We start from the raw sequence: 25,894 nt of genomic DNA, 5'->3' as shown, positions 1-25,894 counted from the left end.
CTGGTTTAAAAAGACAAAATGTGTGTGCGAAATAAGGCGTGAGCATAACTGACGCTTTTTCCGACATCTCCTATCAACCGTAGGGGGTTTGATGTGATAGAGCGGCTGGTATCCTGGCTGGTGAATCTGCAAGCTTTTCATCCTTCCCATCCTTATGACAGTGGATTCATGAGAAAAGCTCTCCTCACTCACAGTGGCGGGACCGCGCCGGATTTTCACCGGTCTTCCCAATTAAAATTCGACGTGTGATCGAATTACCGACTCTCAAACTATGAATTTATTGTGTTCGATTATATAACGTCCACTTCATTTCGTCAAAGTAAATTTTGAATAATTTTAATTAAAAAAATCCTGAGAAAATTCAATCTATTCTCAGGACCTTTATTCAAGCTATAGAGATAAAAGATCTGCTTCCAATGTTTTTTCTAAAAGGACATCAGGCGCAGTTAAATATAAAAATCCATTACCGACGAGGGCTTTCGACTGCTTCAGTGGAAGGGTTCTTCTGACAAGCTGAGCATAGACCTCAGGCTCTGTCAGCTTGCGCTGGAACGCTTCTTCCTCGGCATTTTTAATAATGGCTAGTGCACCGCTTACGTGAGGGGCGGCCATTGAGGTGCCTGTGAGTCTGCCGTATTTATGGTTAGGGAGAGTGGATAAAATGTCTTCTCCTGGAGCGACGAGGTCGATTTCTTTATTGGCATTGGAGAATTCAGAGGATTCTCTTGCAAGGGAGACAGAGCCGACGGCAATGACTTCATTGTATGCTGCTGGGTAGGAGAACTCTTCTGTACGCTCGTCCCCATCCCCTTCATTTCCTGCTGCGCACACAACAAGTACACCGCTTTTCACCGCGTTTTGAATGGCTTCCTGCAAGGCGGGCTCATTGCTTGGACCACCGAGAGACATGGAGATAATATCCACCTTCTGCTCAGCGGCATAGTTGATGCCATTAATGATCCATTCGTATTTCCCGCTGCCATTTTCACCGCCAAGAACTTTCACGATCAGCAGCTTGGCTTCAGGGGCAACCCCTAGAATTCCGCCATTTTGATCTGTTGCTGCAATCGTCCCTGCTACATGGGTGCCATGTCCGTTGTAGTCTTTCACATTTTCAGCATCTCCGTTGTCATCATCGGTAAAGTTCTTGCCTCCGATAATCTGATCTTTTAAGTCGGGATGCTCCGTGTCGCAACCTGTATCAAGGACAGCAATGGTTATGCCTTTTCCTTTGAAGCCACTTGACCAAAGTTCGGGTGCTTTAATCTCCTGAATACTTTCCGGCGTCTCTTTCGCTTCCATCACATTGGCTTTTACTTCATACGGAATTAAGCGAATTTCACCTTTCATAAGAAAGCCCTCCTTATTTTGTTTTCAAAGTAGATTCAGGCTGCGTAATGTTATTGTATAAAAGAAACTTTTGATCGGAAAGGGTCAATTGTAATAATTTTTCAAATAATCAATCTATTATCAAAAGTGCAGTTCTCCTCACTTCTTGACGAAAGAACTCAACTTTTGAGGAAAACTCTTGATATCATATGAAAAAGGAGGATATGCTGCATAGTGAGTTTGCACCTGTACAGATGAAAATGGGTTAAAAGGACTAAAAGAGGCAAACTAAAAAACAAGGAAATCAAGCAATAAATGCGATATAAAAAGTATGTATAATGTTTTTGTTCAAAAATAAATGTTTCTTTCATAAAAAATAGACATGAAGATTGTGACTGTTCCAAATGCGAAAGGCAACATATAATAATGAAAAGACAAGCTTGCCTTTCAGATAGGAGAGATAGAGATGAATAAAGGGAAGATACTCGTAGTCGAAGATGAAAAGAAAATTGCAAGGGTGCTGTCACTAGAGCTTGAATATGAAGGATATGAGGTGACAGTCAAAGAGACTGGAATGGATGGACTTCAGGCTCTTGAAGAAGAAAGCTTCGATTTGGTGCTGCTTGACGTCATGCTTCCAGAATTAAGCGGTCTTGAAGTGCTGAGAAGGGTTCGAAAGACAAATACAGCGACACCTATTATGTTGATTACAGCAAGAGGAAGTGTTCCTGATAAGGTAAGCGGGCTCGATCTTGGGGCGAATGATTATATTACAAAGCCCTTTGACATAGAAGAATTATTAGCACGAATTCGCGCGCAGCTAAGGTTGAATATTCATGCGCAAGAAGAGATGGAGACAGAGCTGAGCATAGCAGATTTGACTGTCAACGAGAAAACAAGAGACATACAAAGGGCAGGCCAAATGCTTGAACTCACACCGAGAGAATATGATCTGCTTGTCCACTTGCTGAAGCATCAGCAGCAAGTGCTCACAAGAGATCAACTTTTAACAGCCGTTTGGGGTTTTGATTATTTTGGTGATACGAACGTGGTGGATGTCTATATCCGTTATTTAAGAAAAAAAGTCGATTACCCATTCGAAAAACAGCTGATTCACACAGTGAGAGGTGTGGGTTATGTGATGAAAGGATAAAGAATGAGATTAAAAAATAAGATCCAGCTTTATACGTCGTTGTCTTTGTTTTTAATGGTGCTCTTATTTCATACAGCCATTTATTTTATTTTTTCGATAACCTTGACGCAAAAAGATATGTCCCGGCTGTCTGAGGTGGCTGAAAATATCGCCATTGCTTTAAAAAAATCAGAAGAAGAAGGTCTTCCATCTTCGGAGCTTCTGAAAGCGTACTTGCCCCAAAATGGCATGATCCGTGTCGTGACAGAAACGGGTGAATCAAAGCTGACTGTCACAAAGGAGTCAACGTTTAGTTCACTGCCTTTCACATATGAATCTGGGCAGACAGCAGAAATCAAAGAATACAACAAGCATATGACTGCGTTCGCTGCGATCCCGGTTATTTGGACAAATGGAGAGATTGTGTCGCTCCAAGTATATGAAGAAATCGAAAATACGGAAGAGAATTTGGCGTTATTAAGAATGATTTTAATCGCTGCTGGCGTTTTAATTATAGTGCTTTCCTATTTTGCTGGCCACATTTTAACAAAACAAATCGTACGCCCTATTAGTAGAATGACGAGCACCATGAAGGCAAGTATGAAGGAGAAGGCGTTTAAACGAATCAAACTAGCAGGCGATTCAAAGGATGAATTGTATCAAATGGGACAAACCTTTAATGAAATGTCAGAAATCCTCGAGAAGCATTATGAGAAAGAGCAGCAATTCTTGCATGATGCCTCTCATGAATTGAAGACACCGATTACCGTCATTATGAGCTTCAGTAATTTACTGAAGCGCTGGGGGCAAACACGTCCAGAGGTTGTTGAAGAATCCTCCCAAGCGATTCATGATGAAGCGAAAAAAATGAAAAGGCTGACAGATCAATTGCTGACACTGGCAAAAAATGGTCAGCCTCTATATGTGGATATGAAGCCAGTCGATCTTGGTCATTTGTGCAAGCAGATATGCCATACACTTGAAGTGGCCACCAATCGAACCATTCAAACTCATGTGCAAACAGATCAGCCGCTTATTGTGGAAGGAGACGAAGAGAAAATCAAACAGCTTTTGACCATCTTGATTGATAATGCGGTCAAATATAGTACAGAGCCAGTTGATGTGACATGCGGATGGGCGGGAGAGAAGCCGTTTATTTCAGTCGTTGACCATGGGATTGGCATAAAAGAAGAGGATTTGCCGAAAATCTTTGACCGCTTTTTCCGTGTGGATGAAGCAAGAAACAGTGAGACGGGCGGAACGGGTCTTGGTCTTTCAATTGCGAAGCAAATTGCAGAAGAGCATAGAGCTGAGCTGAAGGTAGACAGCCGAATCGGCGAAGGGACAACCATGACCATTCTTTTCCGGAAATAAAATAGGTCTTTTCTCATCAATTTCTCATTTCCTCCTTATAAAATAGGAAATAGGAAGGAGGCGCTGCATGTCTAGAAAAACGAAAATGGTGCTTGCGCTCGCAGGATGTCTCGTCGTTCTTGCTGCCTTTGCAATGCTCATGATTCAAACCATTGATCAAAAAATATTAAGTGAAGCAGAAATCAAAAAAATCATCGCAAAAGACTACAATGGAAACATTACAAATATTGATTTAATCAATCATAAACAGGACTATACATTGACGCTGGAAAATGCAAATGGCATCTATCAAATCATTGCATCTTCTGCAAGCGGTCAAATGAAAGAAATCAGACAGACCAAAAGCTATCAAAAGCCAAATGAAAAAAATGCTGAGCTCCAGGCAGAGGAAGCGGCTGTTAAAAAAGTAAGCGGTACTGTCATCCAAAAGAAAGAAAAGTCAGATCGTTTTATCTTTACGATCCAATCAAAAAAAGAATTATATCAAGTCGATGTCGACAAGCAAACGTTTAAGGTGCTTGAAGCAGAAAAGAAAAAACCAACCTCTAAAGAAAAGAAACTGACGAAAATCACGGTTGAAGAAGCCATCCGAATTGCGGTAAAAGAAGTCGGAGGGACAGTGGATGATGCAGATCTTGAAACATTTAGCGGTATGCTCGTCTTTGAGGTGGAGCTGGATTTGCCTGACGGGCGTGAGGCAGAGGTGCTTGTGAACGCATATACAGGAGACATTGAAGGTATTACGTACGAAAACTAATCCTTTTCTCATGATTTTCTCATGTTTCTTTCCTTTCTTTATCATCTTGTTTCTTTAAGATAAAGGAGAAATCAAATAGAGGAGGACATGAACATGATGAAAAAAGTACTAGTAGCTACAGCATTAACAGGAACTCTTGTCGCAGGTGGTTTCACACTTCAAGCGCAAAATACAAATCAAACAGCACACGCCGAGCAGGTGGTGCAAAAGAAATCATCGTTTGTCTCAAAGAAACAAGCTGAAAAAGCAGCCCTAAAAGTCGTGAAAGGGTATGTGGACGATGTGGATCTTGAGCGTAAAAAAGGAAAATGGGTGTATGAGGTCGAGATTAAAAAAGGCGGCTTTGAATATAAAGTATATGTCGATGCGAAAACAGGAAAAGCGCTGAACGATCCAGTCAAAGAAAAGAAACAGAATGTGAAAATCACTAAAAAGCAGGCTGAAAAAATTGCCCTTGCAAAAGTAAAAGGAACAGTCACAGATTCTGATTTAGATAAAGAAAATGGTGTGTACTTGTATGAAGTCGAAATCACCACACCAAACGGCGAGGAAGTTGATTTTGAGATTTCCGCTAAAACAGGCAAAATCCTGAAGCAAGAATGGGATGATTAAGCCATCACCAAACCTTACACTTTCATGTGTAAGGTTTTTTCATTGGGACAAACTACGGGAAAGGAGGCGAGAGAATATGAAGAAAAAAGAAGAAGAGCAGACAATGGACCATGCGGAATATGTTCCGCATCCTGATGGAGAAGGATATGCTTTGTTTTTGCATGATTCCTTTCATCTCCTCTCCCAAGAGGATATGAATCAGCCAGAAGAGGAATAAAAGACATGAAAGGGCGATGGTCAACTTTGTCTATCGCTCTTTTTTTCAAAAGTAAGCGAATACATGAGGAAACTTGGCATCTTGCTTATTGACATCACTGCGCTTTTTCTGTAATCTCAGTGTGTCAACAATATGAGACTTCGTTAGGTGAGGCTCCTGTATGGAGATACGCTGCTGCCCAAAAATGTCCAAAGACGCCAATGGGTCAACAGAAATCATCGACATAAGGTGATTTTTAATGCAGCTGGATTTTTCCTATGCCATACAGTGCTAAAGCTCTACGATTGAAGGAGCAAGTGTTTATTTTGTTATGCTTACAAAGCGCCTTCATTCGGTTGAAGGTGCTTTTTTATGGGAAAAGGAGGTGTGGGGATGGATCATCCCGATTCGAGACACATAGAGAATATGTCAAAAGATCAGATTGAGACATCAGATAGAGGAGATCCTGACCCCCGCACATTCTAAGGGATTCGGGTATCTCCTGACTTTGGGGAGGTAACAGCGATGATACAAAATATTACGTACGATGAACTCATTTTACGCATCATTATTTTACTAAGAGATGGAAAACGCAAAGAATTTAAAAACATCATGGAAGAACTTCAGCCATATGATATGGCCTACTTATTTAAAGAGCTTCCAGAAAAACACCGCGGCCGCTTCCTCAGCTTTTTACCAGTCGATGACGTGACAGAAATGATGGGTGAGCTGGAGCGGGAATACCAAGAAATCGTTCTTGAAAAAGTAGGGAAAGACAAAGCTACCTTCGTCACAAACAAAATGGATAACGATGATCTAGCCAACTTGTTTGATGAGATGGAGGATGAGCTAAAGGATCAGCTTTTATCTAACATGGAAGCAGAGGAATCAAAGGCCGTCCAGCTTCTTATGAATTACCCTGCTGAGACAGCGGGACGGATCATGACCAACCGGTACGTTTGGATTCCTCAGCATTATACGGTGCAGGATGCCGTTGTGAAGCTGAAAAGCTTTGCAGAAATTGCGGAATCAATCAACTATTTATATGTGATTAATGATCAAAAACAGCTTGTAGGCGTTCTCTCATACCGTGATCTCATTTTAGGTGAACCGGATGAAAAGGTGCAGGATCTCATGTTTACAAGAGTCATTGCCGTTGGAGCCTTTCAAGATCAGGAGGAAATCGCAAAGCTGATTGAACGGTATGATTTTCTTGCCATTCCTGTTGTGGAAGAGAACAATGTCCTAGTCGGAATCGTTACAGTCGATGATATCATTGATGTTGTCATTCAAGAGGCAGGCGAAGACTATGAGAAGTTTGCTGCCTCTGGTAAAGATATTACGTTCGACACGCCGGCATTTGTGGCGGCATACCGCCGTCTTCCATGGCTCATTCTGCTCTTGTTCATTGGGCTGATTTCAGGCAGTATTTTAAATTATTTTGAAGATACCCTTCAGCAAGTCGTTGCTTTAGCGTTCTTCATGCCGATGATTGCCGGGATGACAGGGAATACAGGGACACAGTCTCTTGCCGTCGTGATTAGAGGGCTTTCAAAAGAAGAATTAACGAAAAAAACCATTATGCGTCTTATTTTTAGAGAGCTGAGAACAAGTATTTACATTGGGATCGTCTGTTCCATTATTATTACAGTCGTCGCAATGGTGTGGCAGGGCAATATGATTTTAGGTTTTGTTGTCGGCTCCTCACTGCTTGCAACACTGATTATTGGGACAATGGCAGGTACGGTCGTGCCGATTATTTTACACAGATTAAACGTGGACCCAGCCATTGCATCTGGCCCGCTGATCACAACATTGAATGATATTCTATCCTTACTGATCTATTTTGGAATTGCAACAGCATTCCTTCATACACTGATGTAGCAAGAAGACTGTAAAACGTTACGTTTTACAGTCTTTTTTGAATAAAGATTGCATATAGCGCTTCCATCCTTTACATTTTAAGGAGAAGGTGGGAGAGAAAAATGAAGAAGTTTTTATTCATTTTAATGTGCATGGTATTGCTAGGTGCATGTTCAAGGGAAGACGAGGGGAAAGACAGAAGACTTGTGGCAGCAGAGCATATGATTGAAGCGATTACCGAAGGAGATAAACGAAAAATAGAAAACATCTATGTTGAAGGTGCTGTCCCAAGCCCAAATGACATTCTAAAGCTGAAAAAGGAATGGGGCATAGAGACGCTTTCTTATGAAGATTTTCAATTGGAAGAAGCCAGCATTCACGTCTTTCATGCGAATTACGAAGATGAAAAAACAGGGGAGAAAAAGGCACTTGCCATGCGGGTAATAGAAGATCCTGAAAAAGGCGGTGTACGGATTGACTTTGTAGGGGTCGTTGAAGGAACTGACGCTTCCTCTCAATGAAAAATTTTATTAGAAGACAAGGTATAATCTAAAATGATTTTATTTAAAAGGATAGAAGAGCTGAAAGAACTTCGCTCTATCTATCCTCTTTTTTACCACAAATGACCTGATCACATATGAGTTATGCCCATTAACTCCATAAATCGTGAGAGGGCACTGGTCATGTACGAATCGCGGCGCCTTATAAACACAGTGGGCACGATTCTATGTGGTTCCGGTAATGGATGACAGGTAAATCTGCCTTGCATCCGAGATTCAACCATAGATTTTGGTAATACGGTGACTCCAAGCCCGTTTTCAACGCATTTAAGCACGCCCTCTAAAGTGCCATATTCCATTACCTTCATAGGAGGGTAGCCATTGCTCTCTAACCATCGCTGCCAACGCCCCAAATAGATGCAATGCGCGAATGACGAAAGCAATGGTTCATGTAAGATTGATTCTACCTGGAATTCCTCCCGGGAGTAGCTTGTAATCAGAGCAAGTGATTCTTCCAATACAGGGTACTCAATAATGTCCGGATGAAGAATTGGCCCATCAACCAATGCACCGTCTACCTTGTAGTTAAGAATAGCACTAACCTGATCTACAGTAGGTGCCATATACATGCTCAATTCTACTTGTGGAAATGTCTTATGATATTCTGTAAAAATGATTGGCAATCTTGTAGAAGCGGTTGACTCTATAGATCCAATGTGTAAAGTTCCCCGCGGAGTAGAGGAAAGCTTTACTGCCTCTATTGCTTCTTCAAAATCGTAGAGTAATTTGTTTACATATGGCAACAGTTCACGTCCTGCAGGCGTTAAGGATATCTTCTTGTGATATCGATAGAGAAGAGGAACACCTAATTCTTGTTCAAGACGTTGGATTCGTGCAGTGACATTCGACTGCACATAATTTAATTTCTCGGCAGCTTTTGTAATGCTTTGTTCAATAGCTACTGCTTTAAATATTTCCAAAGATTTAATATCCAAAATAACGCTCCTTTTTGCATCGCAAATTGTGATGAACTATACACTATTTTTTGATTTTACGTGATCCAATAGAATAAGTAAACTTAATGATATAAGAGATTTATCATGAGGAGGAGAATTGAAAGGTAGAGAGTTTTAACTAGGAAAAGATAAAACAGACGTTTCCAATTAAATGAGGAGGGAATTAATTGATTTCAAAGATTAATATCCAAGAGAAATTTTTGCAAATAAATGATTATTGGAATCCTAGAATAAGTGGAGAGTTGAACGACTCATACATTAAAATGGTAAAAATTAAGGGTGAATTCATTTGGCATCACCATGATGACGAGGATGAAATGTTCTTTGTATGTAAAGGGAATCTAGTCATCCGTTTTAGGGATAGAGAAATAGCTCTTAATGAAGGGGAGTTTCTTGTGATTCCTAAAGGAATTGAACATCAGCCAATTGCTGAAGAAGAAGTTCATTTGCTCTTAATTGAGCCCAAAACGACGCTAAACACGGGGAATGTGGTCAATGAACGAACTGTTTCGATTCCTGAACGAATGGATGAACACTAGATCGTTGCACTTAACAGGTGCTTTAGTTGAAAAAGAGGCAGCAATCGCTGTCTCTTTTTACTACGTTATCATACATTCACTTGTCGTTAATTTTAAAGAGTAAGCGAATCTTTATTTGTTTATCGATTTTTGTACCGGAAGTGTGCGTTAATCTGGCCTTCCAGCATTTTTTTCTTATATTGTCCGCTTTTTAATGCCTGTTCTTTTTTCTTCATGTCTTTCAAAATCTCGGCTGTTTGCACACCGTCTTCTCGTTTGTTGGCGATGTCCATTAAACGTTCTACATCAGAAAAAGAATATTTACGCGTGCCTCTTGTTGAGCGCTGGGGGTAGATGAGTCTGCGTTCCTCATAATATCGGATTTGCCTGACGGATAGCCCTGTTAATTCACTGACAATCCCGATTGAAATGACTTTTTTATCTTTATAAGATACATCTTCCTGCGTCATATACTCACCCCTGCAAGTCTTTTCTTCATATTATACAGAATGAGAAGGAAAAAAACCTATCATTTGTCAGAAAATATAACACAAAAACGAAAAAACCATGGAAGGAAATATAACAACAAATGTGAAATGAGTGTTGTGCGTGCATATAATGATGATGAGTTGAAATAGGAGGAGGAGCAAATGATGGAGCAAACACAGATCATCTGTATGGCAAAAGAAATCATCGCATTAGATATGAAGAGGGATGAATTACTGGAGCGATTCATGCAGGCGGCAGGTCAGAATGCACATGCTCTTCTAAGAGCCATACAAAATGATTTGTATAAAAGATCTTCATAAGCAACTGGTCCAGATCACTTGATAGGAGGGGATAATCGGTGCGGCGTATCTTAACAGAAGCTTTAGCAAAGGAAAGACATTATTATACGAAGCAGCTCTGTTCATTAGGAGTTTACAGCCCTGATGCGGCCAAGAACATGACAATTAGTGACTTAAAAAAAGAGTATCACTTCTTTTTCAACAAAACAGAGCGTAATTTGTGAAAATCCCTTGAAATGTGCGTATGTCACATAAAGGGTTCTTTTTTTGCGTGCTTAATATTATAGCAATATTGAATTTTGTAGAAATTTGACGAATACAGTGTAAGGAAACGCAGTTCCTTTACAGATTATGTTAAACTATGTCGCATCTTGATGGTTTGCTAAAAAAGCTTTTTTTCGAGATGATTGTGAAAAATAAGAAGGATTTTAAAAGTTTATATCGAAATCTTATACATAACACGAATGGAGTCACTTATGTGGTTGAAAGGGTTTTCAAAAACGTACTTCTATTTTTTACGAAAGGCTCCAACTGCACCGCAAGAAAGCCTTGAAGTTAAAAAAATATTATAAGAGGTAGATATGTGATGAGACTATCGTTTAATGAAGAAGAAGTAGAACGTTCAATGACACTTTACAAGGTATTTGCAAGAGCATTTAAAAGCGTTTCAGAACACAGCATTAGAGACAGCAAAGAGCATGGATTTAATCCAACTGAATTTGCCGTTCTTGAATTGCTGTACACAAGAGGTGCTCAAAAACTTCAGCAAATCGGCTCAAGACTCCTGCTTGTCAGCGGGAATGTGACGTACGTAATTGACAAATTAGAACGAAATGGTTTCATTGAAAGAGAGCAGGACCCAAAGGATAAACGGTCGGTTTATGCCCATTTAACGGATAAAGGGCGCAGTTATCTTGATAAGATTTACCCGATTCATTCTCTTCGGATTGCGCGTGCGTTCTCTGGCCTCTCGCGTGAAGAACAAGAACAATTGATTAGTCTATTGAAAAAAGCAGGCATTCACAGTCAACATTTATTATTTAGATAGAACGAAAAGGTGCCATGATTGGCACCTTTTTTATGTGTCCAGCTGATGCGCCGGATAGGCAATGAATTTTTCGATATCGGTTGCTGGAAGGGGCTTTGCATAATAAAAACCTTGCAGGTCGTCACATCCTTGCGCAGATAAAAGCTGCGCCTGCGCAAAGGTTTCCACACCTTCTGCTATGACTTCGAGAGATAATTGATGTCCCATCGCGATAATGGCACCTGTAATCTGTTCAGACTTCGAATCATTTAAAATATCTTCAATGAAGGATTTGTCGATTTTCAGTCGATGAATGGGCAAATCCTTTAAATAGCTTAAGGAGCTATGACCTGTACCAAAGTCATCAATACTAATGCGAACGCCCAGATGTTTCAGCGACGTCAGCACCTGTTTTGATTGCTTGATATTGTCCATTGTCATACTTTCTGTGACTTCAAGCTCGAGCAGTGACGATGTCAGGTTGTATTTTTTCAGTGTCAGCTTAATCAAATCAATTAAGTCTTCAGAATTGAATTGTTTCGCAGATAAATTGACAGCTACAGGAATTTTCAGCCCGTTGTCATACCACGTTTTAGCCTGCCTGCATGCGGTATCAATGACCCATCTGCCAATATCAATGATCAGCCCTGATTCCTCTGCCAGCTCAATAAAAGCCTCAGGTGATTTTAAGGAACCATCTGGTGCCTTCATTCTTAGAAGAGCTTCTACGCCAGTCATCTTTCTTGTTTTCGCACTGACTTGCGGTTGGTAATGAAGCACAAACTGTTCTCTCTGAATGGCATCCCGCAACTCAAGCTCTCGATTTAACCTGTCTTCACTTGATCTTTCCATTGATTCGGTAAAGAACTCATACCGGCTTTGCTTATGTTTTTTGGATAAATACATCGCCATATCGGCTTTCCTCATCAATTCCATCCCATCTTTGCCATTTTGAGGTGAGATGGCGATCCCAATGCTGATAGATGTAATGAGCTGATGATTCTGGATGAAAAAAGGACGTTCAAATTGACGAATGATATTTTGAGAAAGCTGCTCAATTTTGTGTGTGTCATGTCCCATGTGAGGGAAGATCATTAAAAATTCATCCCCGCCTAGTCTTGCAATAAAGCCATTGTCCGGTAAACATTGTGTCAGTCTGTTTGCAGCTGCTTTAAGTAGTAAGTCTCCTATGTTATGACCAAGTGCATCATTAATAATTTTAAAACGATTCAAGTCAAGAAACAGAACAGTCGTCGATGTTCCTGTCTCTTCTTGAGCGGAGAGAACATCATTTAAATGGTTGATGGCGTGGCGCCGATTAGGAAGCTCAGTTAACGCATCATAATGTGCCATGACATGAATTTCTTTTTCTGCAATCCGCTGCTGCGTTAAATCTTTTAAGACAAGATAAATACTGTCAAGTGTATTGTTGACATGAACAGGTATGTAAGTGACATGATAATAATAAAAACGATCTGCTGCTTTCAGTTCTGCTTCACGTGTGATGGCTTTTTTTGACCGGGAAATAAATTCTTCCCACATCTCAGTCGGCATCACGTATTGACTGACATCATCACCAATCCAAGAATTGCACATTTTTAAGATTTGTTTACCTGAGTCGTTCGCAGAAAGCACCTTTCGATCGACAGATAACACGATAATGCCATCGATATTATGTTTAATGAGCGATTGAAACCGCTGTTCATTTTCCTTTAACTGATCTGACTGCTTCATGATTCGGTGATCTATATAGGCACCAAAGATCATCAGTGTTTGGACAATCAGTGTCATCAAGCCGATGAAAATCGACAGACTGAATGGCGACATTTCAAGAGAGCCGCCTGCAGCGGACTGTCCATCTGAATGAAAAAACATAGTAGAAGCAGCCATACCAGTATAATGCATGCCAGAAATAGCCCCACCCATCACGAGTGCACCAGCTATTTTTAACAGATGATCCTCCTTTTTTTTCTCGGATCGATGGAGCCGAAAAAAGAGATGCAGTGAAAAGAAAGATGCCAGCGCAGCAATGAAAAACGAAAGAAAAAAGAGGACTGGATCATAGCTGATTGAGACATTGGCCATTGATTCCATTCCAAGATAATGCATGCTGCAAATAGCAGAGCCCATGGTGATTGAACTAATGAGCAGCCGTCTTATGGAGAGCTGCTCTTGAATGCATATCGAGAATGCGATTAAAGAACCGACAAAAGACGCCAAAATCGATAAAATCAGTAAGGGAGTTTCATATGTGATGCCGGTTTGCATGTGAAATGCCATCATGCCAATAAAATGCATCGACCATATGCCCATCCCCATGATCATTGCACCAATGACCAGCCATACCTTTTTCTTTGCACCGCTTGACTGTATCACTCGGCTGGCTAACTGAAGAGCTGAGTAGGAGGCCACAGCGGCGACAGCGACTGACAGAAAGACAAGCCATCCGTTGTAGCTTCCTGTTAATTGGGTCATGTGAGAAAACCTCCAGTATCTTAAAACAGACATATACTTAATATATCGGATCGAATGGCTTCTGTGTTCACTTTTCCTTCACTTAAATACCACAATCAACGTTTTTTTCACGTGTCTTTTATAGTAAAATCAAATTTAATGTAAAAAAACGACGAAAAGTGAATCGTTTCTTCGGTTTTATTCGTTTAATATATGGTGTGATTCTAAAAGAGATAGAATCGTCAAACGATTATGTGTGAAAGGGATTGATAAACATCGAAGATTTTATTATTTCTTTAGCTGATGCTTTTAAGAACTTGTCGTACTTTGGCATCTTCCTCGCATTATGCATTGAATTTGTTCCTGCTGAAGTGGTTCTGCCTCTTGCGGGTTACTGGGTCTCAGAAGGGGACATGGCCTTCATCGGTGTTGTGGCTGCCGGCTCCATTGGCGGCGTGGCTGGCCCTTTGACCTTGTACTGGTTAGGACGTTATGGCGGCAGACCCTTTTTAAATAAATATGGGAAGTACTTTTTTGTCAAACCTGAGTCGCTTGATAAATCGGATGCTTTCTTTGAAAAGCATGGTGGTTTCGTCGCCTTTAGCGGCCGGTTTATTCCAGGGGTCAGAACGCTTATTTCCATCCCGTGCGGTATTGCCAAGATGAATGTCTGGGTCTTTTGCTTGTATACGTTTTTGGCGATTACGCCCATTACATTTGTGTATGTGTATCTTGGGTTTGTGCTCGGGGAGAACTGGAAAGAGGTTGGCGCTATGTTAGATCCATATCTTTTACCGATTGGGATCGGGGTTGTGTTGTTGTTCGTGATGTATATATGGCTGAAACGTAGAAAAAGAAAAACAGAAACACCAACGGCCTAATCACTGAAAGTCACCTGTTGACAATACAGTGTGTATTGATTATGATATAAGTAATCTAAATATTCTTAAATCCCACCAAAGGGGAGTAGCGTCCGGTTTTTACCGGAAACAAAGTCGTCATTACATGGACTTAAGTTCCATCGGCTTTGTTGGCATGATTCTACATATCACATGTCTAGCAAGACCTTTGCCATTACAGGCAAAGGTCTTTTTTGTATTCATAAGCCTTTGTCTGTTGTGGGACAATAGATAAAAACAAGGAGGAATGATGATGGATGCAGCAATTATTTTAGAGTACGGGTGGGTTCTTCTCGTACTGATTGGATTAGAAGGGATTTTAGCAGCTGATAACGCGCTGGTCATGGCTGTGATGGTTAAACACCTTCCTGAAAAGCAAAGAAAAAAGGCATTGTTTTACGGACTTGCGGGTGCGTTTGTCATGCGATTTGGTTCCCTGTTTCTTATTTCGTTTTTAGTGGATGTGTGGCAAGTTCAAGCCATTGGTGCAATTTATCTTCTTTATATTTCCATTCACCATATTTTAAAAACGCACGTATTTAAGAAAAAGGAATCAGACACAAACATGAAGCAAAGCGGCTTCTGGGCAACAGTCGTAAAAGTCGAGCTTGCCGACATCGCTTTTGCTGTAGATTCCATCTTAGCGGCCGTCGCATTAGCCGTGACATTGCCGAAAACGAGTCTTCCGCAAATCGGCGGACTCGATGGCGGTCAATTTATTGTCATTCTTTTAGGTGGTATCATCGGTCTTATCATCATGCGATTTGCAGCTACTGTCTTTGTGAAACTGCTCAAAACAAGACCGAGCCTAGAAACAGCAGCCTTTGTCATTGTCGGATGGGTTGGTGTGAAGCTCACGCTTTATACACTGTCACATCCAGCTATTGGCGTCGTATCGTCTCATTTTATTCATTCAACATTATGGAAAGTCATTTTCTGGACAGTGCTTCTCGCAATTGCAGCATTTGGCTGGTTTTTATCAAGCCCATCAAGAAAAGGCGGGCAACAAAACAAGGAAAAACAAGAGGGACGCCTAGAAGAGTAGGTTTTTTGAAAGAAATATCATTTCATTTTCATAACACGTATATTACAAATAAGGGGGAGATACCCCCTTATTTCTTTGCTTTTAGACGAAACATTGTAAAGTAGATGATGATATACATGTCATAATTGAGTAACAGGAAATGAATTCCTCATTTCTTCCTTTGCGCTTCCCTCATAAATTAGCTATCATAAATGAGTAATATAGGGAGAACTGAGGTGAAACCATTGCTTAGCCTTTTGTTTAAAAAAGGAAAGAAAAAGCAAACATTAGAGCAGTCGGCTATCAGTATTCAACAAGGTGATATCGAGCTGCAAAATGCATTAATAGAGCAATACAAACCATTTGTCGCTAAGACGGTTTCATCCGTTTGTAAACGATATATAGATGAAAAAGATGATGAATTCAGCATAGGCTTAATTGCCTTTAATGAAGCGATAGAAAAGTACTCTGCCGAAAAAGGAAACTCACTCCTTGCTTTCGCAGAATTAATTATTAAAAGAAAAGTGATCGACTATATTCGAAAAGAAGCGAGAAATGCGCCAACGGTTCAAATGGACCTGCAAGAAAGTGAAAATGGCGAGTACTCTCAAAGCATGATTGAAGCAGAGCTGTCTACAAATGAATATAGACGTTTAATTGAACAAGAACATAGAAGAGAAGAAATAGAACATTTTAAAGAACGATTAAAAGTATACGGTCTCACGTTTCAAGAGCTGCTTGAACATTCACCAAAGCATGCAGATGCCAGGCAAAATGCTATTAAAGTAGCTCACACACTCGTTGAACACGATGAGCTCAGAACCATTTTATTTCAGAAAAAACAATTGCCGGTCAAACAGCTTGAAAAGCTAGTGGAAGTCAGCCGCAAAACGATTGAGAGAAATAGAAAATACATCATTGCGATGGCGATCATTATGACGGGTGATTATGTGTATTTGAAAGATTACCTTAAAGGGGTGCTTAATTCATGAGAAGAGGCATTATAGTAGAGAAAAACAAAAAATATGTCACGCTGCTGACCCCTGATGGACAATTTCTGCGGACAAAATATGAACAGCAAGACTATGAAATCGGTCAAGAAGTGACATTTCCGAATGAATCACGTCTCGAAAGAAAAAGAGCCGGTTTTTTTGACCTGCTTCGTTTACGTCCGTTAAATGCAGGAATCCTATCAATCGCAGCGATTATTGTCGTGATTTTTACTATGATGCCATCTTTCTCAAGTCAAAAAGCATATGCATATATGACAATTGACATTAACCCAAGCTTTGAACTGAAGCTTGATCACGATTATCAAGTGATCGGTGTCACACCACTGAATAAAGATGCGAAACAAGTACTGGCCAGTATGAAGGATTTAGAAAAAAACGACATGACCAAAGTCGTGCAGGAAATCATAGATGACTGTGACAAAAAAGGTTACGTGAACCACTCTAAGAGCATTTATATTTCAACGGTTTATGAAAACAAGCAGGACCATACATATAAAACCAACGTCAAAAGTAAAATTAACACCATCTCTGGTGAATATCAAAAGCGCGATTACAAGCTAGAAACTGTAGAAAGTGACCTGGAAACAAGAGAAAAAGCTCAAAAGGCAGGCATTTCAACAGGCACATATATCAGAAATCAAGAAATGCAAGACAAAGATCAAGAAGACATTCAAAAGGATGAAGACGCAGCAGAGAGTGATGCTGTCAAAGAAGAAGAGCCTAACAAAGATGATGAAGATCAAACAGACAAAGACAAACAAGAAGACGTCAAGACAGACGATAGCGAAGAGATGAAGCCAGATCAAGAGGCTCCTGAAGCTGAAGACAAAGAGCAGAAGGATCAAGAGAGGGAAGAGCAAGGATCTGTTCAAAAGCCTCACCAAACAAAACCTGATGATGAAAGCAAAGACAATCAAATAAAGGAAGAAAAGGATCGCTCTTTCGATAAAGAACAAAAAAAAAATCACTCAACGGAACCTGATGACAAAAGAAATCCAAACGGCACATCACGTGATGGCGCTGAAAAGCACACAAAAAAAAACGACAGGGATCAGAAATGGCCGTCCGCTGAACGAAAAAGAGAACATATGAAGCAAGGAAAAGGTGTACCGTCCCCTTATCGTGAGAACCGGGGCGAGCACACATATGAACAATAAAAAAACGCCAGAATAGCTCCGGCGTATTTCACCATGTTTTTATTTAGATTGATTGCCCATTTGTGATTGAGCCTGTTGAACGAGTCTTTTTGTAATTTCACCGCCAACAGAACCGTTTGCACGTGCGACTGTATCTGAACCGAGAGTCACGCCAAATTCTTGAGCGATCTCGTATTTAAATTGATCTAATGCTTGTTCTACTCCAGGAACAAGAAGTTGATTTCGGTTTGCCATGTCCATATTCCTCCTTTCACCTCATGTTTGTTGCGCCTTCTTATTTTGAAGAAAACAGCGTACAATTATGCTGGCAATTGCTGCACAAAAAACCGAGGTGATGATTCACCTCGGTTCTTCTTTATCCTGATGCTGCAGTGTATGAAACATCATTTCTTGTGCCGTACTTTGCAAGTGTGAAGTAAAGACAGAAAAAACGGTTGAACTGATAATGCCTTTGATCAAATGCCATTGGTGCTGTGTCAATTCAGAAAATTCTTCACGGAGCTTATCTGTCTGTTCCTCTGTGATTTCCCGTAAGTTTGTTTCTTTTAACGGAAAATGAGTATGATGATAAATAAAATCAAGGACATGCGCATATGCTTCATAAAAGCGCAGTGGACTAATAATATCATCAGTTCGATCCGTAATTGTGTTAAATAAGGCAGATAAGATGGTACGGATGGCATCAAAGTCAAAAACTGATTTTAAATCTCTAACAATTAATAAAATAACGACCTGATCAATTGAGTACTTCTTTCCAAGCTCAGGGTGGCCAATCATATCTTTAATATCACGTTTGATCCAGTTTTGAATCGCTGTCGATTTAAGAGAAGTCAGTTCGCATAGGTTTCCTAATTCTACAATTTCATTTGTGGAGAGTCCATGCTCTGATTTGTGTTTCCGACGTTCAAGCCTCTCAAAAAAAGAAGGGATTTTTAGCTCGTCATGTTCGTGATGTTTGTCTTTTTTTACAGATAAATTTAATAGCTGAAGCGGAGTCAGATCTCCCTCTCCTTTTAGAGAATAGAGAAGACTTGTCATGTCAATTCTCGTTAATTTAAAAGCACCCATTATTCCACCTCGTTTGTACGTCAAAAACGTCATAATTGATCTAATTCAACATCATAATCTCTTTTTGATGAAAATGCAAAATAAACTAAAATCCAGAAAGCGGCGTCACAATTTGTTCACTTTTCAGCTGTAGCAAATGTCGTAAATATTGAAGTGACGGGGCTTAAGCCGTTATGATAAACATAAGTAATGATTCCTTTTTCCTTGCAATTTGAGACGTTTATTTTTATAATTTTATTAATAAGTTCAAATGAACTTAATATGACAGCGGAGGTTATGTATGGGTAAAAGAATATTTCTGTTTATATTAACGAACATTCTTGTTATCACTACGATTGGTATTGTACTATCGGTTATTAGTGCAGCAACTGGTGTTGGTTCTTATATAGGAGCAGATGGTGGAATTAATTTTGTGGCATTGCTAGTATTCAGTGCAGTTGTTGGTTTTGTTGGCTCGTTCATGTCACTTGCAATGTCTCGCTGGATGGCAAAAATGATGATGGGTGTGCGCGTGTTAAACCCTGAAAAGGATTCATTAACATATGATGAGCAGCAGCTTGTTGACCGCGTGCACAGATTATCAAGAGCAGCAGGCCTTTCTAAAATGCCTGAGGTTGGTATTTATCAATCATCTGAAGTAAATGCTTTTGCGACAGGTCCTTCTAAGAGAAGATCACTTGTTGCGGTTTCCACTGGATTGCTTCATGAAATGGATGATGCAGCAGTTGAAGGTGTAATCGCTCACGAAGTTGCTCACGTTGCGAACGGTGATATGGTGACAATGACGCTGCTTCAAGGGATCGTCAACACGTTCGTTGTCTTCCTTTCAAGAATTGCGGCATGGATCGCAAGCCGCTTTGTTCCGCGTGAAGAGCTTGTGCCGATTGTTCATTTTATCGCAGTGATTGTTTTCCAAATCATTTTCTCTATCTTAGGAAGCCTTGTCGTGTTTGCATATTCTAGACACCGTGAATTCCATGCAGACCGCGGCGGAGCTGACCTTGCCGGTAAAGATAAAATGATTCATGCGCTTCGCTCACTTGAGGCGTATACGTCAAGAATCAAAGATGATGATCAAACAGCAGTTGCTACGCTTAAAATCAGTGGTAAACGAAAAGCTTCTCTTTTCTCCACACACCCTGATTTAAACGAAAGAATCAGAAGACTAGAAGCAAAATAAGAGAGACGAAAAGACATTCTGTTACAGGATGTCTTTTCTTTTTTGATGAAAAAGTAAATAAAGCATAAAATACCTTTAAAATCATGTCTCTTTTCATTAAAATGATAAGTATTGAAAAATGAAAGTTAAAAGAAGGAATGACAATGAACCCAATTAAAAAGCTAATTGACCGGCTATCGGCTTTCCAGCTGATTGCCCTTTATTATTTTCTCGCTGTGACCGTCTCATTTATTCTTCTAAGTTTGCCAGTCGCTCATCAAGATGGGGTGAAGTGGACATTTATCGATGCATTATTTACGGCAGTGAGTGCGGTAAGTGTCACAGGACTCACCGTTGTTGATACCTCCCAAACATTTAGTGTGGCAGGTATGTGGATCCTTGCGTTTGTCCTGCAAATCGGAGGTATCGGCATTATGACGCTCGGTACCTTTGTGTGGATTGTCATGCGAAAAAGGATCGGGATTAAAGAAAGAAAGCTCATCATGGCAGATCAAAACCAGAGCAATTTATCAGGAATTGTGAAATTAATGAAGCAGGTCTTATATTTAATTTTGCTCATTGAGTTTGTAGGCGGTCTGATTTTAAGCATGTATTTTCTCAAATATTACGATGTGCAGGCAGCATTCTTACATGGCTTCTTCTCAAGTATTAGTGCGACCACCAATGGGGGCTTTGATATTACAGGGAACTCGCTCATCCCTTACAAAGATGATTATTTTGTCCAATTTATTACGATGCTGCTGATCATCTTTGGAGCGATTGGCTTTCCTGTCCTCGTAGAAGTAAAGGATTACTTATTTAATCAGGACCGAAAGCACGCATCGTTCTCATTGTTTACAAAAATAACAACGATTACGTTTGGCAGCTTAGTCATTGTTGGCGCTATTGGGATTTATGCCCTTGAAGCCCGGTTTACGTTTTTAGGGAAGAGCTGGCACGAAGTTTTGTTTTATTCATTGTTCCAATCGACCGCCACAAGAAGTGGTGGACTTTCCACATTAGATATTACTCAATTGACAGAACCGACGCTGTTATTTTTATGTCTGCTCATGTTTATCGGGGCATCTCCAAGCTCGGTTGGGGGCGGAATTCGGACAACCACCTTTGCCCTTAATTTACTCGCACTGTTTCATTTTGCTCGGGGAAATAAGTCCATTAAAATCTTCAAAAGAGAGCTGCATCAAGCGGATATAAACAAATCTCTAATGGTGACGATGATGGCCTTTATATTGGTGTTTGGCGCTACATTCTTATTAACCTTATCCGAGCAAAATACGCTTCTTCAAAATTTATTTGAAGTCTGTTCTGCATTTGGAACAACAGGGCTATCACTAGGGATTACCTCTGAGCTCTCTGTTTTCGGTAAGTGTATCATTATGATGGTCATGTTTATTGGACGGATCGGCATTCCAAGCTTCTTGTACTTAATTGGCCGAAGAGAAAGCGAAGCGAATTACCATTATCCGAAAGAGCGTGTCATCATCGGCTAAACAGCATTCCGAGCGAATGCTGTTTTTTTATTTCCATTATCTAACTGGCTAAATCACGCGAGATGTTCGCAATCTATAGGTAAGAGGTGAACGAGACGTGCTGGATGTAATATGGAAAGCAATTGTCATGCTGCTAGTTGGTACCTTGCTGCTGAGAATAGCAGGGCCTAAATCCATTAGTCAATTAACTGTTCAACAAACAGTGATCATGATTTCAATCGGATCGATTATTATCCAACCCTTTATTGAGCACAATTTACTTGAAACGATTTATGCCGCTGCTACATTTATCATTGCACTCGTCATCATGGAAAAATTGTCTATCCAATCTGATTTCTTTGAAAAATTGGTTTCAGGGAAATCTGTGGTCATTTTGCAGGATGGAGAAATGCTTGATCACAAGCTGAAGAAAACGAGGCTCACAAGGGATGAATTCAAAATGCGCTTAAAGCAGCAAGGCATCACAGACATCAGCTGTCTCAAAAAAGCCACCCTAGAAGCCAATGGACAAATTGGCTATGAGTTAAAGCCAGAAGAAAAGCCCGTGACGGTCAAACAAATGAAGGAACTCCTAGACCAATTAAGAGAAGAACTAAATATGTTAAAAAAGGACTGATTTCAGATGAAAAGAAAAGCAGCGAAAAATGAAGCACTGACAAATAATATGACACCGACAGAAAGCATGGCACATGATCAAGGACAAACCCAATTTGATGAACAATCAAGAGATCGTCAGGCAAACCGAAATTCTCACAAAGGGAAACAAGGGGGAGGATCTCGTGACTAAAAAGCATGTGAAGAGCAAGGACATGAAAGACCATAAGAGGCCAATGGACCCAGATATCTTAGAAGAGGAATTTGGCAGTGAGCTTGGAGATATCAACAGCAGCAAATGGATTGATACTCTTGTAAAACCTAAGAAAGATGCTGAATGTCACAATGGACACATGGATGAAAAATAGAAAAAACGATCCTCGCGGGATCGTTTTTTATTTGATATAACTGCCTTGCCTGCCGGTGATTGTACGCAAAAGATTGTTCATTTTGAGCTCAATCACTGGCTGTGCAACGTTTTTAACAAAGGTGCTAGACAGGGTAAAGGTTAACAGAATGGTCAGCAGCAATAACATCAGTACACTTGCTGCATTCAGGGCCCAGTCGTCAAACCAAGTCGTTCTAAGCAGCTTGATCACAAAGCCATGTAGTAAATACACATATAACGTTCTTGTGCCCCATTTTGTAAAGAAGAAACGGCGTGTTGGCACTAATGCAAAGAAGCTGAATGTAGCGCCAAATGCAAGCATGTACCATGCCATTCGTTTCATTGCCGCAATCAATCCCTCATCTCCAAGAGAAGCATATGACTGTGATCCAAATAAGAAGGAATAATCAAATTCATAGAAATAGCAAAATAAAAATACAGCCATTAATACAAGAAGTGCTGCCAGCTTTCCTTTGCTTGTACGGATGAATTCAAAATGCTGCTTTTTTAAATAGAAGCCAGCTAAAAACATCGGCAAAAACACAAACGTACGCGATAAGCTGAGCGTATTGCTGATGCTGTCCACGTAACCGACAAGTAACGCAATCGACAAACTGACGATCATCGCCCAGTGAAACGGAAGTTTAGAAAAAGGAATGAGCAGCAAATTCCAAAAAAATAAACTAATTAAAAACCATAAAGACCATTGCGGATCAATTGGATTTAAATTGGCCATGCTTTGATCCTGCAAGAGATAATAGTAAACTGAATAGATCACCTGAAAAATTAAATATGGGATGATCAGCTTAACGGCGACTTTTTTCATAAAACCTGGCTTTCTAAAGCCTTTTGCAAAGAAGCCGGAAACCAAGATAAAGGCGGGCATATGAAAAGTATAAATAAACTTGTATAAATAGAGCATCCAATCATTATCATGAATGAATGATCGTAACAAATGACCAAAAACAACTAGAAAAATCAGAAGAAATTTCGCATTATCAAAATAACTATCTCGTGAAGATACCATAACATCACCTTTCCTGCTTGATTTCAAACATAAATGTCTCTGTGCACTGTTCCCGTATTTGCCCCATTTTAAAATACATTTTGGCTCATTTCGCTATTTGATGTGAAATTGTAGAACGGTTGTAAAAGAAGCGTAAGAAAAGAGAATCGCAGTTCGATCCTGTCATCCAAATGAAATAAATGAGACAGTCTTCGTGTAAAAAGTTATTTTTTTTTATGAGTCGAATGAAGGAACAATGAAAATATTGTAGAAATATTGTAGAGGAATGAGGCTGGAAAAGGAGTGTAAGAGAATGACTGAAACGCTCGATGGCGCAGAAGATATCAGAAAATTAGAAAAAGAGAACGAATATTTGCGAACAGAGTTGATGCAGCAAAAGAGGCTGTTAAATAAGACGTTAGATGCCATTTTCATATTTGATCAGCACCTCAATATTATCCAAGCCAACGAAGCGACATGCAGGCTTGTACAGACATCGAAAGAAGACCTCCTCAATAAATCCGTTCTAGATTTCCTATACGGCATCCCGAAAGACAAAATTGAATGCTCCCTTGATTTATTTTTTCGAAAAGGAAAGTTAAGAAGAGAAATCTCCATTCAGCTTGAAAACGGGGAAACAAAATACATTGAATTTGTCGCAGAGCATGACGTCGTGAATCAGCAATATATCGTGGTCATGCGAGATATTTCCTCAAAGAAAATACTAGAACGAGAACGCTCCATGAATGAGCAGCTGTTCAAAGATTTGTTTGACCGAGCCATTGACGGGATGGTCATTTTTGATCAGGATGGCTGCATGATCGACGCCAATCACTCTTTTTGTCAGAGCTTTGAGCTGCAAAAGACCGATTTAACCGATCGTTATTTAAATGAATTTGTCGAAGATGAAAATCTTCCAGCCTTGCAGCACCTTTTAACGTCACTTAAAGAAACAGGGAAAGCCAAGGGAGAGCTTCCCGTTACCCTTCAATCTGGCCAGCAAAAATTATTCGAGCTCACCATTACATCAAATGTCATGAGCGGTTTTTATATGTCCATCATGCGGGATATTACAGAAAAAAGGTTAATGGAAGAAAAGCTGTTAAAAAGTGAGGAACGCTTTAGAGAAATTTTCGAAAATGCAATGGATGCGATCATCATATGGGCAGATGATGGAGAGATTGTGAGAGCCAATGAATCAGCCTGCCGAATTTTTGAATTGCCTATGCACTCACTGATTGGCAAGAAACTCACAGACTTTCTCGTGAAATCTGATCAGAGATATAGGCCGACTAGAAGACGTTATATTCGGAATCATGAAATAAGGGAAGAGCTGTTGTTCAGAATGGCAAATGGTCAGTTTAAAGAGCTCGAGTTTACATCAAAGCATGCGGTATTAGAAGGACAGCACTTAACCATTTTACGTAATGTGAGTGATCGAAAAAGAATGGAAGAGGAGCTGCGCGAAAGTGAGCTCAAATTCCGTAAAGTATTTAATGGATCAATGGACGGCATTGTTCTTTTTGATAACCAGTACCGCATTATCGAAGTCAATCCATCCGCAAGCGAGCTGCTCGGATTGAAAGACGATCATTTAACGGAAATGAACCTTTTCCATATCCTTGCGCCTTATCAAATTGAACATTTGGCACAGCCTGCTCAGGCGATGTCGTTAGATGAAATGGACAATGAAGTTCCGTTTGTGCTGAACCATCCAGATCAGCGTATATTGGAATTCTCTTTTAAACGCAACATTATTCATAATATGAATTTGGCGATCTTTAGAGATGTGACAGAGCGGAAGGAATTAGAAGAGCGGGTGAGAAAATCAGATACCCTTCATGTGGTGGGAGAGCTTGCCGCTGGAATTGCGCATGAAATTAGAAACCCGATGACAGCATTAAAAGGCTTCATTCAGCTGTTAAAAGGGAATATAGAAGGGGAGTATTCGCTCTATTTCAATGTCATCACATCTGAGCTGAAAAGAATTGAATCCATCATCACCGAATTTTTGATTTTAGCGAAACCGCAAGCCATCGTATATGAAGAAAAAAATGTGGTGCAAATTATGAAAGACACGATGGATCTTTTGCACGCACAGGCGAACCTCGGCAACGTTCAAATGCATCTCAATGTGTTGGATGAGATTCCGCTCATTTATTGTGAACAAAACCAATTAAAACAGGTCTTTATTAACATTTTAAAAAATGCAATTGAAGTCATGCCGAGAAAAGGAAATGTCTATGTGAGCATTCAGCGGAAGGGCGAAGAGCATATTGTCATTTCACTGCGGGATGAAGGCTGCGGAATGGCAGAGGACAAGCTCAAGCGTCTAGGGGAACCATTTTATACGACAAAAGAAAGAGGAACTGGACTTGGCTTAATGGTTAGTTATAAAATTATTGAAGAGCATCAAGGAACGATTGAGGTAGAAAGTGAGGAAGGGGTAGGAACCGTCTTCCATCTCACGCTTCCACTGAGGCAGAAGAAACAAGAAGGAGAGCACTAA

At 40.2% G+C, this 25,894-nt stretch carries 28 protein-coding genes and 3 riboswitches; of the genes, 21 read left to right on the top strand and 7 right to left on the bottom strand.

Going from position 1 to position 25,894, the window contains the following annotated elements; translation table 11 throughout:
• Positions 1-86: 86 nt before the first annotated feature.
• Positions 87-278: riboswitch (cobalamin riboswitch) on the bottom strand.
• Positions 279-390: 112 nt separating this feature from the next.
• Positions 391-1,350, bottom strand: a complete 960-nt coding sequence (locus C6Y07_RS12490; protein ID WP_003210884.1) for a S8 family peptidase — start codon at positions 1,348-1,350, stop codon at positions 391-393.
• Between the two features lie 445 nt (positions 1,351-1,795).
• Between C6Y07_RS12490 and C6Y07_RS12485 the strand changes: the two genes are divergently transcribed.
• From C6Y07_RS12485 to C6Y07_RS12455, 7 genes are all read left to right on the top strand, one after another.
• Positions 1,796-2,482 carry a response regulator transcription factor gene (locus tag C6Y07_RS12485; protein WP_060596098.1) on the top strand — a complete coding sequence of 229 codons (687 nt, stop codon included), beginning with the start codon at positions 1,796-1,798 and terminating at the stop codon, positions 2,480-2,482.
• 3 nt (positions 2,483-2,485) lie between these two features.
• Positions 2,486-3,835, top strand: coding sequence for a HAMP domain-containing sensor histidine kinase (locus tag C6Y07_RS12480; protein WP_106156770.1), 1,350 nt, complete (start codon positions 2,486-2,488; stop codon positions 3,833-3,835).
• Positions 3,836-3,902: 67 nt separating this feature from the next.
• Positions 3,903-4,592: a PepSY domain-containing protein gene (locus C6Y07_RS12475; protein WP_066030991.1), complete on the top strand. Its 690-nt coding sequence runs from the start codon at positions 3,903-3,905 to the stop codon at positions 4,590-4,592.
• A gap of 93 nt (positions 4,593-4,685) precedes the next feature.
• The gene (locus tag C6Y07_RS12470; RefSeq protein WP_034662966.1) at positions 4,686-5,204 is read left to right on the top strand and encodes a PepSY domain-containing protein; all 519 of its coding nucleotides are present in this window, start codon (positions 4,686-4,688) and stop codon (positions 5,202-5,204) included.
• A gap of 76 nt (positions 5,205-5,280) precedes the next feature.
• Positions 5,281-5,421: a hypothetical protein gene (locus tag C6Y07_RS18970; RefSeq protein ID WP_003212346.1), complete on the top strand. Its 141-nt coding sequence runs from the start codon at positions 5,281-5,283 to the stop codon at positions 5,419-5,421.
• 132 nt (positions 5,422-5,553) lie between these two features.
• Positions 5,554-5,717, top strand: a riboswitch (M-box (ykoK) riboswitch).
• Positions 5,718-5,925: 208 nt separating this feature from the next.
• The gene (mgtE, locus tag C6Y07_RS12460) at positions 5,926-7,284 is read left to right on the top strand and encodes a magnesium transporter (RefSeq protein WP_034662959.1); all 1,359 of its coding nucleotides are present in this window, start codon (positions 5,926-5,928) and stop codon (positions 7,282-7,284) included.
• A 101-nt stretch (positions 7,285-7,385) separates the two neighbouring features.
• Entirely contained in the window at positions 7,386-7,784 is a 399-nt protein-coding gene (locus C6Y07_RS12455) for a hypothetical protein (protein ID WP_060596101.1), read from the top strand.
• Positions 7,785-7,894: 110 nt separating this feature from the next.
• Here the strand turns inward: C6Y07_RS12455 and C6Y07_RS12450 are convergent, their stop codons facing one another.
• Entirely contained in the window at positions 7,895-8,758 is an 864-nt protein-coding gene (locus C6Y07_RS12450) for a LysR family transcriptional regulator (RefSeq protein ID WP_060596102.1), read from the bottom strand.
• A gap of 188 nt (positions 8,759-8,946) precedes the next feature.
• On the opposite strand from C6Y07_RS12450, the gene C6Y07_RS12445 reads away from it, so the two are divergent.
• The gene (locus C6Y07_RS12445; protein ID WP_080869519.1) at positions 8,947-9,318 is read left to right on the top strand and encodes a cupin domain-containing protein; all 372 of its coding nucleotides are present in this window, start codon (positions 8,947-8,949) and stop codon (positions 9,316-9,318) included.
• A gap of 119 nt (positions 9,319-9,437) precedes the next feature.
• On the opposite strand, the gene C6Y07_RS12440 is transcribed toward C6Y07_RS12445, so the two are convergent.
• The gene (locus C6Y07_RS12440) at positions 9,438-9,767 is read right to left on the bottom strand and encodes a MerR family transcriptional regulator (RefSeq protein ID WP_012009715.1); all 330 of its coding nucleotides are present in this window, start codon (positions 9,765-9,767) and stop codon (positions 9,438-9,440) included.
• 183 nt (positions 9,768-9,950) lie between these two features.
• On the opposite strand from C6Y07_RS12440, the gene C6Y07_RS18965 reads away from it, so the two are divergent.
• The 3 genes from C6Y07_RS18965 to C6Y07_RS12430 all read left to right on the top strand — a co-directional run bounded on the left by C6Y07_RS18965 (position 9,951) and on the right by C6Y07_RS12430 (position 11,133).
• Complete coding sequence (locus C6Y07_RS18965) at positions 9,951-10,106, top strand: hypothetical protein (protein ID WP_189318371.1); 156 nt, start codon at positions 9,951-9,953, stop codon at positions 10,104-10,106.
• A 38-nt stretch (positions 10,107-10,144) separates the two neighbouring features.
• Positions 10,145-10,309, top strand: coding sequence for a hypothetical protein (locus C6Y07_RS12435; protein ID WP_034662950.1), 165 nt, complete (start codon positions 10,145-10,147; stop codon positions 10,307-10,309).
• 359 nt (positions 10,310-10,668) lie between these two features.
• The gene (locus C6Y07_RS12430) at positions 10,669-11,133 is read left to right on the top strand and encodes a MarR family winged helix-turn-helix transcriptional regulator (RefSeq protein ID WP_088004396.1); all 465 of its coding nucleotides are present in this window, start codon (positions 10,669-10,671) and stop codon (positions 11,131-11,133) included.
• Positions 11,134-11,163: 30 nt separating this feature from the next.
• Here C6Y07_RS12430 and C6Y07_RS12425 read toward each other — a convergent pair whose 3' ends face one another.
• On the bottom strand, positions 11,164-13,587 hold the full coding sequence (locus C6Y07_RS12425) for a bifunctional diguanylate cyclase/phosphodiesterase (protein WP_066030987.1): 2,424 nt from the start codon (positions 13,585-13,587) through the stop codon (positions 11,164-11,166).
• A 245-nt stretch (positions 13,588-13,832) separates the two neighbouring features.
• Here C6Y07_RS12425 and C6Y07_RS12420 point away from each other — a divergent pair, with 245 nt between their 5' ends.
• The 4 genes from C6Y07_RS12420 to C6Y07_RS12405 all read left to right on the top strand — a co-directional run bounded on the left by C6Y07_RS12420 (position 13,833) and on the right by C6Y07_RS12405 (position 17,659).
• Entirely contained in the window at positions 13,833-14,447 is a 615-nt protein-coding gene (locus tag C6Y07_RS12420; protein ID WP_106030756.1) for a DedA family protein, read from the top strand.
• Between the two features lie 68 nt (positions 14,448-14,515).
• Positions 14,516-14,687, top strand: a riboswitch (yybP-ykoY riboswitch).
• 31 nt (positions 14,688-14,718) lie between these two features.
• Positions 14,719-15,510, top strand: coding sequence for a TerC family protein (locus tag C6Y07_RS12415; protein WP_106156768.1), 792 nt, complete (start codon positions 14,719-14,721; stop codon positions 15,508-15,510).
• Positions 15,511-15,725: 215 nt separating this feature from the next.
• On the top strand, positions 15,726-16,481 hold the full coding sequence (gene sigI / locus C6Y07_RS12410; protein WP_034662939.1) for an RNA polymerase sigma factor SigI: 756 nt from the start codon (positions 15,726-15,728) through the stop codon (positions 16,479-16,481).
• Positions 16,478-17,659, top strand: a complete 1,182-nt coding sequence (locus C6Y07_RS12405; RefSeq protein WP_106071540.1) for an anti-sigma factor domain-containing protein — start codon at positions 16,478-16,480, stop codon at positions 17,657-17,659. The genes sigI and C6Y07_RS12405 overlap by 4 nt, the downstream gene beginning before the upstream one ends.
• Positions 17,660-17,698: 39 nt before the next feature.
• On the opposite strand, the gene C6Y07_RS12400 is transcribed toward C6Y07_RS12405, so the two are convergent.
• Entirely contained in the window at positions 17,699-17,893 is a 195-nt protein-coding gene (locus C6Y07_RS12400) for an alpha/beta-type small acid-soluble spore protein (RefSeq protein WP_003211343.1), read from the bottom strand.
• Between the two features lie 105 nt (positions 17,894-17,998).
• On the bottom strand, positions 17,999-18,727 hold the full coding sequence (locus C6Y07_RS12395; RefSeq protein WP_060596106.1) for a DUF1836 domain-containing protein: 729 nt from the start codon (positions 18,725-18,727) through the stop codon (positions 17,999-18,001).
• Positions 18,728-19,007: 280 nt separating this feature from the next.
• On the opposite strand from C6Y07_RS12395, the gene htpX reads away from it, so the two are divergent.
• From htpX to C6Y07_RS12375, 5 genes are all read left to right on the top strand, one after another.
• Positions 19,008-19,907, top strand: coding sequence for a protease HtpX (htpX, locus tag C6Y07_RS12390; protein WP_034662931.1), 900 nt, complete (start codon positions 19,008-19,010; stop codon positions 19,905-19,907).
• A 143-nt stretch (positions 19,908-20,050) separates the two neighbouring features.
• Positions 20,051-21,397, top strand: a complete 1,347-nt coding sequence (locus C6Y07_RS12385) for a TrkH family potassium uptake protein (RefSeq protein WP_081311421.1) — start codon at positions 20,051-20,053, stop codon at positions 21,395-21,397.
• Positions 21,398-21,494: 97 nt separating this feature from the next.
• Positions 21,495-22,013 (top strand): DUF421 domain-containing protein, encoded by a 519-nt coding sequence (locus C6Y07_RS12380; RefSeq protein WP_034662926.1) that lies wholly within the window; start codon positions 21,495-21,497, stop codon positions 22,011-22,013.
• Between the two features lie 6 nt (positions 22,014-22,019).
• Positions 22,020-22,184: a hypothetical protein gene (locus tag C6Y07_RS18960; RefSeq protein ID WP_012009727.1), complete on the top strand. Its 165-nt coding sequence runs from the start codon at positions 22,020-22,022 to the stop codon at positions 22,182-22,184.
• A complete protein-coding gene (locus C6Y07_RS12375; RefSeq protein WP_034662925.1) occupies positions 22,177-22,359 on the top strand; it encodes a hypothetical protein in 183 nt (60 codons plus the stop codon). Before C6Y07_RS18960 ends, C6Y07_RS12375 begins: the two co-directional genes overlap by 8 nt.
• Positions 22,360-22,386: 27 nt before the next feature.
• On the opposite strand, the gene C6Y07_RS12370 is transcribed toward C6Y07_RS12375, so the two are convergent.
• Positions 22,387-23,406 carry an acyltransferase family protein gene (locus tag C6Y07_RS12370; RefSeq protein ID WP_106072266.1) on the bottom strand — a complete coding sequence of 340 codons (1,020 nt, stop codon included), beginning with the start codon at positions 23,404-23,406 and terminating at the stop codon, positions 22,387-22,389.
• 292 nt (positions 23,407-23,698) lie between these two features.
• Between C6Y07_RS12370 and C6Y07_RS12365 the strand changes: the two genes are divergently transcribed.
• Complete coding sequence (locus tag C6Y07_RS12365; protein ID WP_060596110.1) at positions 23,699-25,894, top strand: PAS domain-containing sensor histidine kinase; 2,196 nt, start codon at positions 23,699-23,701, stop codon at positions 25,892-25,894.

This window comes from Bacillus sp. LNXM12-1 (assembly GCF_003004375.1).
GTDB lineage: Bacteria > Bacillota > Bacilli > Bacillales > Bacillaceae > Bacillus.
Note: the sequence above shows the minus strand (reverse complement) of the source record. Positions and strands in the feature narration are given on the sequence as shown.